This is a genomic window from Amycolatopsis acidicola (genome assembly GCF_007713735.2).
Classification (GTDB): domain Bacteria; phylum Actinomycetota; class Actinomycetes; order Mycobacteriales; family Pseudonocardiaceae; genus Amycolatopsis_E; species Amycolatopsis_E acidicola.
Genome location: NZ_VMNW02000095.1, coordinates 20,070 through 32,274, shown reverse-complemented (window position 1 = coordinate 32,274; position 12,205 = coordinate 20,070). Strand labels below are relative to the sequence as shown.

Genomic DNA, 12,205 nt, shown 5'->3' with positions numbered 1-12,205 from the left:
GGGCTGGGCCAGGCGGGCTGGACCGGGCCGAGCTGTGCCGGGCCGGGCCGGGCCGTGACGGGGAGGGCTGTGCCGGGCGAGCTGGGCCGGGCCAGGCGGGCTGGACCGGGCTGTGCCGGGGAGGGCTGCGCCAGGCCATGCTGTGCCGGGCCGGGCCGGGCCAGGCCGGGCACGGCCGGGCGGTGCCGAGCCGTGCCAGGCTGTGCCGAGCCCAGCCTGGTCGAGCCAGGCCCGGGCCGGGCGGGGCCGGGCCAGGCTGTGCCGGGCAGGGCTGTGCCGGGCAGGGCTGTGCAGGGCCGTGCCGGGCAGGCCTGTGCCGGGCAGGCAGCGCCGTGACAGGCACGGCTGTGCCGGGCAAGGCCGTGCTAAACCAGGCCAGCCGTGCCGTGCCGGGCAAGGCCGTGCCACGCCAGGCCGCGCCACACCACACCACGCCAGGCCACACCACGCCACGCCAGGCCCGCACCAGGCCGAAGTCAGCGGCGCCGGTAGCGCGGTGCCCGATGTTCCAGGAAGGCCGCGGTGGCCTCCCGGCGGTCTTCGGTCATCGCCGGGACCATCTGCTGCCGGTTTTCGAACTCGACGGCCGCGCGGAAGCTCGGCGTCTCCAGCGCGGTGTGCACCCCCACTTTCGTCAGCTCCACCGAAAGGGGCGGGTTGGCCAGGATCTGCGCCACGGTCTCCCGTACCGAGCCGGCGAGGTCTGCCGGGTCCACCACGCGGGCCAGCAGTCCGCCCGCGAGCGCTTCGGCGGCGTCGAACCGGCGCCCGGTCAGCATCAGCTCCTGGGCACGGCCCGCACCCACGATCCGCGGCAGCAGCCACGAGACACCGAGATCGCAGGCCGAAAACCCGGCACGGATGAACCCGACCGCGAAAACCGCGCCGGCGGCGGCGATCCTGATGTCGGCGGCGCACACCAGCGCCAGCCCTCCCCCGGCGGCCGGCCCGTTCACCGCGGCGATCACCGGCTGCGGCAGCTCGTGCAACCGCAGGGAGAGCTCCGCCAGTTCGCGCTGCCGGTCGAAGCCGCGCACCATCACGCCGTCGCGGTCGACGAGGTCGTCGTCGCCGTACCCGTTGAGGTCCAGCCCGGCGCAGAAACCACGGCCGTTTCCGGTCAGCACCACCACCCGGCACGAGCGGTCGCGGCGGATCGCCTCGAGGGACTCCCTGAGCGCGTCCACCATTTCGCGGTTGAGCGCGTTCAGCGCGTCGGGCCTGTCGAGGGTCACAGTCGTGACGCCGTCGCCGTCATCGGTGACGAGAACCGGGTCCAAGAGTCGACCTCCGTGTCGGAACGCGTTCGGTGAAGGCGGGTCACCAGTTGTGGTAAACCACCTTCAGCTGGGTGTACTTGAGCATCCCGTGTTTGCCGTCCTCCCCGCCATAGCCGGACTCCTTGTGCCCGCCATGGTGGGCGTGCATCGCTTCCCCGACCGTCCGGTTGATGAACAGCTCACCCACGTTCAGGTCACGGGCGCCGCGCATCGCGTGGGCGTACGAGGTCGTGTAAAGGTAGCCCGCCAGCCCGTACCGGGAGCTGTTCGCCAGCGCGATGCCCTCGTCGAACGAGTCGATGGGCAGCACCGGGACGACCGGGCCGAACGTCTCCTCCTTCGCGATGCTCATCTCCGGGGTGACGCCGGTGAGCACGGTCGGGGCGAACCAGAACCCGCTGTCGAACTCCGTCCCCTCCGGGCGCCCGCCGCCGAGCGCCACCGTCGCCCCTTCGTCGACTGCCTTGCGCACGGCGCCGGAAACCTTGTCCCAGTGCGACGCGTTGACCAGCGGGCCGAAGTCGAGATTGAGCCGGGGATCGCCCACCTTCAGCCGTGACACGGCTTCGACGTAGCGGCGCACGAACTCGTCCAGGATCGGGCGGGCCACGAAAATCCTTTCGGCACAACCACATTGCTCGCCCGCGTTGACGAAACGCGCGGTGACCAGCGCCGGGACCGCCACGTCGAGATCGGCGTCCGCCAGCACGATCGCCGCGGCCTTGCCGCCGAGTTCCAGCGCGACCCTGGTCAGCGTCCCCGAGGCAGCGGCCATGATCCGCTTCCCGGTGTCGCGGTGCCCGGTGAAGGTGACCATGTCGGTCAGCGGGCTGGCGACCAGCGCCTTCCCGACGTCACCCGCACCCGTGACGAGCCCGAGCACCCCGGCCGGAAGATCGAGGGCCTCATCGATGAGCCGCAGCGCCAAGATCGTCGCGAGCGGGGTGACCTCGCTCGGCTTGACGACGACCGTGTTCCCGGTGACGAGCGCGGGCCCGATCTTGCGGGCGGCGGTCGCCAGCGGCCAATTCCACGGGCAGATCGCCGCGACCACCCCGAGCGGCTCGCGAACGAGCTGGATCTGCTCGCCGGGACTGTCACTGGGGAGGATCTCGCCCTCGATCCGCAGCGCCCATTCGGCGTTGGTCTCGAGGAACATCGCCGAGACCTCGACCTCCATCGCCGAGGTCTCGGCCGTTTTGCCGCTCTCGCGCATGATGATGTCGGCCAGCGGCTCCGCGTGCGCACGCAACACCGCCGCCATGTCCCGGAGCGCCTTGGCCCGCACCGAGGGCGCCGTGCGCGCCCACTCCCATTGCGCATCCGCGGCCGCGGCGCACACCGCTTCGACCTGAGCGGCGGAAGCACCACGGACCTCGGCCAGGATCTGCTCGCTGGACGGGTCGACGACGGCGATCGCCGCCCCCTCAGCAGGTGACCACACTCCGTTCGTCCACAAAGGATTGGCGGCGACCCCCTGCAGGTCGTTCCGTGCGCGCGTGTCAGTCATAGGAAACCCCTCGCCGTTTCAGCCCGTTCACACACCCGTGTGGGTCGAGAACGCGCTCACCTCCAGTTCGCGGACCGTCAGGTTCGCGATCTCGTCCTCGTCGATCTCGTACCCGAGACCGGGTTTGACCGGCGCGTCGACGAACCCTTCCGCGTTGACGCGCAGCGCGTCCTTCATGCCGCCGTCGAGGATCCCGGTCGGCACCGGGAGTTCGATGAAGTCGCAGTTGTGGATGGCGAGCATGACGTGGAAATGCGCCGCCTGGATCAACGTGGAGCCATAGCTGTGCGGCTCGTATTTCGTGCCGAAGGCCTCACAAAGGGCCGCGGACTTCTTCATCGCGCTGATCCCGCCGATGAAATCGCCGATGCCGCGGAACGTGTCACCGGCATTGCGCACGAGGTACGGCGGCAGGTAACGCAGCCCGCCCGCGATGCTTTCCGCGGCCGAGACCGGAAGGTCGAGCGCACGGGAAAGATCGGCGAGCCCGTCGAGGTCGCTGTCCGGGATGGGCGCCTCGTACCAATAGAAGTCCAGCTCGTCGAGAACCCGGCCCACACGCATCGCGCCCGCGCGATCGTAGGCGTTCACCGGGTCGAGCATGAGGTCCATCGAGTCGCCGACACCCTCGCGCACCGCGCGGCACACCTCGATGTCCTTGTCCGGGACGCCGAACGCGTGGATCTTGTACGCGGTGAAGCCTTCCTCCCGGCATTTGAGGGCGAGGTCCACGTAGTCCTGGACTTCGGGATACCAGACCGTGCTCGCGTACGCGCGAACCTTGTGGCGGGCAGCGCCGAGAAGCTGGTAGACGGGCGTTTCGTGGATCTTCCCGATCAGGTCCCAGAGCGCGATGTCGACGGTGGACGCGACGGCCGAAGGACTGACCAGCTTGTCGGTCAACTCGTAGGAAATCGCCTCCACGTCGTGGGGATCCCGGCCGACGAGCGTGGCGCGCACCCGGGGCAGCGCGTCCTCCATCTGGCCCGGGCCGACCAGGTACGCGATGCAGTGCCCCTCGATGCCGTCCTCGGCGATGATCCGCAGCAGGACGAACCCGAGCTTGCGCCCCTCCCATTCCTCCTTCCACCGGAACTCCTGCTCCGGTCCGTTGAGGACAGTGGCCTTGACGTCGACGATCTTCATGGTCCGCCTCCCGGGGAGAGTGCTGGATCCCGCACCCGAAGTTGACAACTCTGTCAATTGATATCCGTGTCAAATAGTGGTTGATCAAGCCCGGCGTGTCAAGCCGCCCGCGGGCCGGATTCCGTCCGGGTGCAGGGTTTCCAGCGCCGACGCCTCGACGAGCAGCCGCGTGTATCCGGCCGCGGGGCGCTCGGTCACCTCCTGGACCGGACCGGATTCCACGACCTCGCCCCGGCGCAGCACGGTCACGTGATGGCAGAGGTGGCGGACCATGTCCATGTCGTGCCCGATGAACAGGTACGCGACCCCGAGCTCGGCCTGCAGGTCCAGGAGCAGGTTCGCGATCTGGGCGCTCACCGAGACGTCGAGCGCCGAGAGCGCCTCGTCGAGGACCACGACGGCGGGACGTTCGGCCAGCGCGCGGGCGATGGCGATCCGCTGCCGCTGCCCTCCCGAGAGCTGATGGGGATGACGGTCCGCGAAGTCCTCGGGCAGCCCGACGAGTCTCAGCAGCTCGGCCGCCCGTTCCCGGCGCTCGCCGCGCGACGCCCGGCGCTCGATCGCCCGCCGTTCGGTGATCACGTCCCAGAGCCTGCGCCGGGGATTCAAGGAGCTGTACGGATTCTGGAAGACGGCGGAAACCGAGTCGTGGAGTTCGGAACGCCGCGCGGGGCTCAGCTCCCGCCGGTCGGCGCCCCGGAACAGCACCGAACCCCCGGTCGGTTGTTCGATGCCGAGCAGCAGGCGCATCAGCGTGGTCTTGCCGCTGCCGGACTCCCCCACCAGTCCGATGGTCTCGCCCGCCGGAATGGCCAGATCCACGCCCCGCAAGGCATCCGTGCGGGTGCCGTCCCGCCCGCGGTAGGTCTTCGTGACAGCACGGGCTTCGAGAATGTTCGGGGCGTCCATCATTCCTCCGGATTCAGGCAGGCGACCCGGGTCGACGGGCCGGAAGCCGCGAGTGCGGGCAGGCCGGTCCCGCAGCCGGGGACGGACCGGTGACAGCGCGGTTCGAATGGGCACCCCGCTGGCATCGACCGCAGGGAGGGCGGGCTGCCGGGAATGGCCGCGAGCCGTTCCCCCGGCCGGGCGCCCCAGTCGCCGGCCCCGAGCAGGGCCTTGGTGTAGGGATGGCGTGGCCGCTCGAGAATCCGGTCCATCGGCCCGCTCTCGACGACGGTCCCGCCGTACATCACGACCAGTTCCTGGCACAGCAGCCTGGCGACGCGCATGTTGTGGGTGATGAACAGGACCGCGAGGCCGCGTTCGGCCCGCAGGCGGTCGAGCAGGCGCAGGATGCCGAGCTGCGTCGTGACGTCCAGCGCGGTCGTCGGCTCGTCCGCGATCAGGACGCTGGGCCGCCGGGCCAGCGCGACGGCGATCGCGACACGCTGGCACATGCCACCGCTGAACTGGTGCGGATAGTCCCCGAGCCGGGCGCGGGCGTTCTCGATTCCCAGTGACTCCAGCAGTTCGACGAGCACGTCGTCGCCTCGCGCGCGATCCTCTTCCGGCAGCACCTCACGAATCTGCGTGCCGATCGGGTACAGCGGATCGAGGGCCGTGGACGGGTCCTGCGGGATGTACCCGATCCGGTGGCGAAGGACGGCGCGCATGCGCTTGTCGTCCAGCACGGTCACTTCCGTGCCGTCCACGGTGATGTGGCCGGAGGCGATCCGGCCGACCGGCGGGCGGACCATCCGCATGATGCTCATGGCGACGGTGCTTTTGCCGCTCCCGGACTCCCCGACGACCGCGACGGCGGTCCCGGCCGGAACCGTGAGGCGGACACCTCGCGTGGCGTGCAGGGTGTTCCCGGCCTGCTGGTAATCGGTGTGCAGATCGCTGATCCGGATCATCGGGTGCCTTCCGCTGCCGTGGGACGGGGGTGTCATCGGCGGGTCGCCGGATCGAAGAGCTCGCGAAGCCGGTCGCCGAGGAGGTTCGCCGCGAGAACGGTGATGCTCAGGGCGAGGCCCGGCAGCAGCGGCAGCCACCACGCCGTGGACAGGTAGCTGCGGCCGTCGGCCAGCATGCTTCCCCACGACGCCGCGGGCGGCGGGACTCCGATGCCCAGGAAGCTGAGCGAGCCCTCGGCGATGATCGCGAACCCGAGCTGCAACGTCGCCAGCACCAGGAGTGTGGGAACGAGGTTGGGCAGCACGTGCCGCGTGACGATCCAGCGGCGGCCGGCGCCCATGACCGCCGACATCGTCACGAAATCCTGTCCCTTCGCCCGCAGGACTTCACTGCGCAGGACGCGCGCGTACTGCGGCCACACGGCGAGCACCAGTACCAGCACCACCATCGCGATGCTCTGCCCGTAGATCGCCACCAGCACGATCGCCAGCAGCACCACCGGGAAGGCCATCGACGAGTCGGCGATCCGGGTGAGCACGGTGTCGAGCCGCCCGCCGGCGTAACCGGCGACCAGTGCCACCACCAGCCCGATCGCGCCGGCGAGCACCACCGCGCCGGCACCGACCAGGAACGAAACCTGCGCGCCTGCCAGGAGCCGGCTCAGGATGTCCCGGCCGAGCTGGTCGGTCCCGAGTGGATAGGCCCACTGCCCGCCGGCGAACACCGGTGGCAGCAGGGATTTGCTGAGATCGAGACGATCGGGGTCGTGCGGTGCGATTCCCGGCCCGAGAACGCCGCAGAGGACGAACACGGCCATGATGCCGCCGGAGACCCACGGAAAGCGTTTCACCGCAAGGGTTCCGGCTGTCGCGGCAGGAGGCGCCGAGGCGATGGCGGTCATCGGGCTGCCGCCTCCCGCACCGGAACGGCGACCGCGCGGCGTGCGCGCACACGGGGGTCCAAGACGCCGTACGACAGATCGATGAGGAACAACAGCAGGACGAACACGACGACGTTGACCACGACGATTCCTTGGATGAGCGCGAAATCCTTGGCCTGGATCGCCTGGATGGCCAGCAGTCCGACCCCCGGCCAGGCGAACAGGTTCTCGATCACGATGGTCCCGGAGAACAGGACGCCGAGCTGGATGCCGGCCAGTGTCACGACGGGCAGGGACGCGTTACGGAGGACATGCGTCACCAGCACGCGCGGGCTGACTCCCTTCGAGCGCAGGAAAGTCGTCTGATCGCGGCCGAGGACCTCCAGGACCGCGGACCGGGTGAGCCGCGCGATGCCCGCGGTCGGCAACGCGGCGAGCGCCAGCGCGGGCAGCACCAGGCTTTCGGGGCCGACCGCGCCGAACGCCGGGAGCAGGCCCGCCCCCACGCTGACCACGAGGACCAGCACCATCCCGAGCCAGAAGGGCGGGATCGACTGGCCCAGCACCGAAAGCAGCCGGACCGCGTGGTCGGAACGGGTCCCGGACCGGAAGGCGGCGAACGTCCCGAGCGCGACCCCGGCCACCAGCGCGAGCGCGAAACTCACCAGTGCCAGCACCGCGGTGTACCCCATGGCCGGCAGCACCAGCCCGGCGACCGGGGCGCGGAAGCTGACCGACTCACCGAGGTCACCGGTCAGCAGCCCGCCGAGATAGTGTCCATATTGGACGAAGAGGGAATCGTTCAGGCCGAGGCTTTCCCGCACCGCGTCGAGCTGTTGCGGGGTGGCGTCCGGCGGCGCGAGCAGGGCGGCCGCGTCCCCGCTCAGCCGGGCAAGGAAGAACACGATGGTCACCACGACCACGACGGCGGCGAGGCCCTGGAGCAGGCGGGCGCCGGTGTAGCGCACCATAAGAGCTGTCTCCTTCCGGTGGAGGACTTCGGTCAGTAGGCCCGCAAGCCCCAGAACGGTCCCGCGTAAGGATTTCCGTTCATCGTCTGGAACCCGGCGACCCGCGGCCCGAGCGCGTAGACGGCGTCGAGGGAAACGACGGGGATCGCGTACCAGGTGTTGTAGAGATAGCGGCTGACTTCGCCGCCCAGTTGCCGTTTCCGTGCCGGGTCGATCGCGGCGTCGATCCCGCGGAACAAGGAGTCCAGCTGAGGATCCTTGGCGGTCGAATAGCCCCCGTCGGACGCGAAGTAGACGCCCAGCTTTTGCGGGTCGGAGATCAGCAGCCCTGGCAGGCCGAGGATTCCCGCTCCGCTCAGCTGGTGCTTGACCGTCCGGTCGAGATAGGTCGCCGGGTCCATGACCGACATCCGGACGTCGACACCGGCCTGCTGCCAGTAACCCGTGACCGCTTCGCCGAGCTTCTGCACGTCGGCGATCGCGGTGGTCTGGTTGTACAGGCTGAACGGCAGGGTGAAACCCGTCGCTCCCGCCTCGGCCAGCAGTGCGCGCGCCCCGTCCGGGTCGTAGGGCACGGCTTGCAGGCTGGTGTCGTTCCCGAGGGTCACCGGCAGGGTGAGATTGGGCGGCACCGTCCCGAAGCCGCGGTACAGCGCGTTGGCGATACTGGGCCGGTCCAGCGCCATCAGCAGCGCCTTGCGCACGCGGACGTCGCGCAACGGGGAAGCCTTGTCCGGGAAGTAGTTGTCGAAAAAGAAGATCGCCCCGCTGCTGGCGTCGCGCACGCGCTGGAGCCGGATGCCTTCCACCCCGTCGAGGAGCGCGGCGCCGTTCGGGGTGACGCCCTGGGCGATGTCGATCTGCCCGGTCTGCAGGCCGGCGATCCGGGTCGTCTCCTGGGGCAGGATCTTGAGCACCAGGGTGGCGAAGTTCGGGATCCTGGTGTGGTCCCAGAACTCGTCGAACCGTTGCAGGGTGATCGAATCGTTCACGCGCTGCGCGGCGAAGCGGAAGGGGCCGGCCGCGACCGGCCGTGCGCGGAAAGCCTGCTCGCCGACTCGCTGGTAGTAGGCGGTGGCGATCGGGGGCGGGGTGTCGACGGGCAGGTTCGCGTAGGGTTTCACGCTCGTCACCGCGACGTGCGAGTCGCCGAGCACTTCGACGTGGGCGATCCGCGAACTGTAGGCCGCGTACGAGGTGAAGCCGGGATCCTTCCGGACCCGCTCGATCGACGTGGCGACATCCCTTGCGGTGAACCGGGATCCGTCGTGCATCAGGACACCGGGCCGCAGCTCGAACGTCCACTTCAGGCCATCGGGAGAGACCGACCACGAGGTCGCCAGGCCCGGCCCGAACGAGGTGTCGTAGTTCTGGCGGACGAGCGGCTCGCCCACCGACCATTTCAGCGGGTAGGTGTTGCCGCCCTCGTTGGCCAGCACCGGATCCACGTACTGCTGCTGGAGGGTGGCGACGCCGACGGTGAGGGTCTGGTTCTCGGCGACCGCGGGCGCCGGGCCGGTGCGGACGCGGGGCAGCCCGCCCCCGCACGCGGTCAGGGTTCCGAGCGCGGCCGCGCCGAGCAGGAACGTTCGACGGGGTAAGGGAGACACGGCACCTCCAGGGGACACCGGTTCGGTTCGGGCGGCCGGGCGGCACCGGAACGCCGAAGGGTGGACCGCGCGCACGGCGACGGGGCCGTCAGCCGCGCGACGCGTGAGGCGAGGATGTGGTCGAACGCTGGTGTGCCGTGGAGGGCCGCCTCGAGGCGGCCTGGTCGTAACGAGTCACGGGCATCTGATCAGACCTCTTTGTCTTGATCCCGAACGAGCAGCGACGCGGGACAGGCCCGCCTGCCGGCTGAGTCGGTCGACTCTGTGATAGTGATGTCACCATTGCTTGACGTCGGCGTCAAGAGCTGACGGGCGGCGAATTTCCGGTTTCGGCGGAGAGTGAGCGCCGGGAACTCTGGGTGGAGGGCCGGTCAGTCTTGGCCGGGCAGTCCCAAAGTCCGCGACCAGACGAGGGCGAGCGTGTCGAGGAGCACGTCCTCGTCGAACTCCCGGCCCTGGCCGAGCCAGACGAAGCTCATGTGGTCGAGGGTCGCGCCGAGGACCTCGGCGACCAGATCCACGTCCAGCCCCGCGTCACGGCTCCGCAGCGCACGGATTCCCCGCGCTGTCAGCGCGACGAACGCGCGCCGGAGCTCGAGCCGCAGTTCCCGGAACTCCGGCGAAAACGTGCCGGCCTGGCGGAGCTGGAGCAGGATCGCGGCACGCGGGGCATACGCGGCGACGAACCGTTGCAGAGCCGGCCGCACGCCTTCCGGACCATCGGCATCGGCATCGGCCGCCGTCAGTTCGTCCACCATGTCCGCGGTCGCCCGCAGCACCACTTCGCGGAATATCGCGTCCTTGGACTCGAAGTAGCGATAGAAGGTGCCGTGCGCGACCCCGGCGTCGTGGACGATGTCGGCCACCCGGGTGTTCGCGTATCCCTCTCGTTCGAAGGTGCGCGTCGCCGCCGCGACCAAGGCAGCCCGCCGTTCCCGCGCCTTCGCCGTCTTCGGGCCCGCGTCGCGCAGGCGTTGCTGGAGCTCGGAAATCGAACCGGCTTCCCTGTCAGGATCAGCCGACACGCGCCCCCGCCTCGCCGTCGAGCCGGAGCGTCCGCGACCAGGCCTCGACCAGTTCGCCGACGAGCCGCGTCTCGTCGAACGCCTGCCCGAGCGTGAGCCACGTGTAGCAGGTGCTGTAGACCATGGCGCCCAGCACTTCGGCCGTCATCACCGCGTCCAGGCCGCGGTCCGCTACGCCGTCGCGCTGCATCCGCGCGATCGCGCTCGACGCCCGCTCGGTGAACATTTCCCGCAGCCGCAGGTGTTCCGCGTACATGTCGGGCGACAGGGTGCCCACCTGCTCGATGAGCCCCGCGAACCGGGCGTTCGCCCGGAAGACTTCGACGTACTGCTCGATACTCGCCCGGACGCGGCCCCGCGGCGTGGGGTCGGCACGGGGCGGGGGCGCGTCCACGCTCAGCGCGTCGACCATCTCCCCGATGACCGTGCGGGCGAGCTCGCGGAAGATCTCGTCCTTGGACTCGAAGTAGGTGTAGAACCCGGGCTGGGAAACCCTTGCGGCCGTGGTGATGTCGGCGATCGAGGTGTCGAGGTACCCCAGCCTGCCGAAGACCTGGCGCGCCGCTTGGAGGAGGCGGGCCCTGCTGACCTCTCCCCTGCCGGACAGCGGGGCCCGCCGGCGCTCGGCGGAACGCCCGCCCAAGTCGGTCATGACTGTGATACTGGTGTCACTTCCCTGCCGATGTCAAGCCCCCGGCGAACGGGAAGATCCCGTCCGCGTCAGCGATCTCGCTCGTCGAACCTGATCAGGCCACGGAGGTTCACGCCGTCCCGCATGTCCTGGTAGCCCTGGTTGATCTCCTCCAGCCGGTAGGTCGAGGTGACCATCTTCTCCAGGGGCAGCCTGCCGGCCAGGTAGGTCCGGACGAGCATCCGCACGTCCTCCTGCGGACTGCCGCCGCCCAGCTGGCCCCCGCGGATCGTCTTGTTGAACGCGGTGAGCATCGCCAGGTTCAGCTTGGTGTCGTCCTCCTCGAACGACCCCATGCCGATGACGGCGAGCACCCCAAGCTTCCGGACCAGCGTCATCGCCGGCTCGATGTAGGCGCCCTCCATCCGGCCCGGCGTCAGGATCACCGAGTGCGCCATCGCGCCGCGCGTGAATTCACGCAACGGCCCGGTCGCGTCCTCAAAGGACTCGAACGCATCCGTCGCACCGAGCTCGATCGCGGACTTTCGCTTGCCTGGCAAGGGATCGATCACGAAGACCGCGGAAGCACCGCAGGCCAGCGCGGACAGCAGCGCCGCGGTCCCGAGTCCGCCGAGCCCGGCGACGACCACGACGTCCCCCGGCTTGACCTCCGCGACCCGCATCGCCGCGCCCCAGCCTGCCGTGACGCCACAGCCGATCAAGGCGGCGAGATGCAGCGGCATGGCCGGGTCGACGGGCACCACGGAGAACTGACTCACGGTGGCATACGGCGCGAACGTCCCTTCGAGACAGAACTGGGCGACCGGCTTGCCGTCGCCGGTGCGCACGCGCATCACGTCGTTCGCGATGGGTTCACCCGAGACCAGCCGCCAGCTTTCGTCGCACACGTTCTGATGACCACGGCGACACGGCTCGCAGGCACCACATCCGGGCAGTGACAGGACAACGTGGTCGCCCTCCTTGACCCGCGTGACGCCGGGCCCGACCTTGGTCACCACGCCCGCGCCTTCGTGACCACCGAGGATCGGCCAGTTGGGCGCCACGTTGTCGCCGGTCACCAGATGCTCGTCGGAGTGACACAGGCCCGAGGCCGCGAGCTCCACCTGGACCTCGCCCGCCACCGGGTCGTCGATCTCGATCTCCTCGACCCGCCAGTCCTGACCGGGCCCGTACAGGAGCGCACCCTTGGTCCTCATCCGCTGTCCTCTCCGTTGGGGTTCCGCGGCGAACGAACGCCAGAGTTGATACTCATGTCAATATGACCGACGGCC

11 protein-coding genes are annotated in these 12,205 nt (G+C 69.8%); all 11 read right to left on the bottom strand.

The features are described 5' to 3' along the window. Positions 1–476: 476 nt before the first annotated feature. Complete coding sequence (locus FPZ12_RS38130; RefSeq protein WP_144754036.1) at positions 477–1,280, bottom strand: enoyl-CoA hydratase/isomerase family protein; 804 nt, start codon at positions 1,278–1,280, stop codon at positions 477–479. A 40-nt stretch (positions 1,281–1,320) separates the two neighbouring features. Continuing rightward, the gene (locus FPZ12_RS38125) at positions 1,321–2,790 is read right to left on the bottom strand and encodes an aldehyde dehydrogenase family protein (RefSeq protein ID WP_144754039.1); all 1,470 of its coding nucleotides are present in this window, start codon (positions 2,788–2,790) and stop codon (positions 1,321–1,323) included. Between the two features lie 27 nt (positions 2,791–2,817). Beyond that, positions 2,818–3,936 carry an enolase C-terminal domain-like protein gene (locus tag FPZ12_RS38120; RefSeq protein ID WP_144754041.1) on the bottom strand — a complete coding sequence of 373 codons (1,119 nt, stop codon included), beginning with the start codon at positions 3,934–3,936 and terminating at the stop codon, positions 2,818–2,820. Between the two features lie 84 nt (positions 3,937–4,020). Further along, positions 4,021–4,845 carry an ABC transporter ATP-binding protein gene (locus FPZ12_RS46135; protein WP_208026152.1) on the bottom strand — a complete coding sequence of 275 codons (825 nt, stop codon included), beginning with the start codon at positions 4,843–4,845 and terminating at the stop codon, positions 4,021–4,023. Further along, a complete protein-coding gene (locus FPZ12_RS46130; RefSeq protein ID WP_208026151.1) occupies positions 4,845–5,795 on the bottom strand; it encodes an ABC transporter ATP-binding protein in 951 nt (316 codons plus the stop codon). The genes FPZ12_RS46135 and FPZ12_RS46130 overlap by 1 nt, the downstream gene beginning before the upstream one ends. A 32-nt stretch (positions 5,796–5,827) precedes the next feature. Then, entirely contained in the window at positions 5,828–6,697 is an 870-nt protein-coding gene (locus FPZ12_RS38110) for an ABC transporter permease (RefSeq protein WP_144754044.1), read from the bottom strand. Further along, on the bottom strand, positions 6,694–7,647 hold the full coding sequence (locus FPZ12_RS38105; RefSeq protein ID WP_144754047.1) for an ABC transporter permease: 954 nt from the start codon (positions 7,645–7,647) through the stop codon (positions 6,694–6,696). The genes FPZ12_RS38110 and FPZ12_RS38105 overlap by 4 nt, the downstream gene beginning before the upstream one ends. 32 nt (positions 7,648–7,679) lie before the next feature. Beyond that, positions 7,680–9,257: an ABC transporter substrate-binding protein gene (locus FPZ12_RS38100; protein WP_166463044.1), complete on the bottom strand. Its 1,578-nt coding sequence runs from the start codon at positions 9,255–9,257 to the stop codon at positions 7,680–7,682. Between the two features lie 371 nt (positions 9,258–9,628). Further along, complete coding sequence (locus FPZ12_RS38095; protein WP_144754053.1) at positions 9,629–10,282, bottom strand: TetR/AcrR family transcriptional regulator; 654 nt, start codon at positions 10,280–10,282, stop codon at positions 9,629–9,631. Then, positions 10,272–10,934, bottom strand: coding sequence for a TetR/AcrR family transcriptional regulator (locus FPZ12_RS38090; protein ID WP_144754056.1), 663 nt, complete (start codon positions 10,932–10,934; stop codon positions 10,272–10,274). The genes FPZ12_RS38095 and FPZ12_RS38090 overlap by 11 nt, the downstream gene beginning before the upstream one ends. 68 nt (positions 10,935–11,002) lie before the next feature. Then, on the bottom strand, positions 11,003–12,130 hold the full coding sequence (locus tag FPZ12_RS38085) for an NDMA-dependent alcohol dehydrogenase (RefSeq protein WP_144754059.1): 1,128 nt from the start codon (positions 12,128–12,130) through the stop codon (positions 11,003–11,005). Positions 12,131–12,205 lie beyond the last annotated feature (75 nt).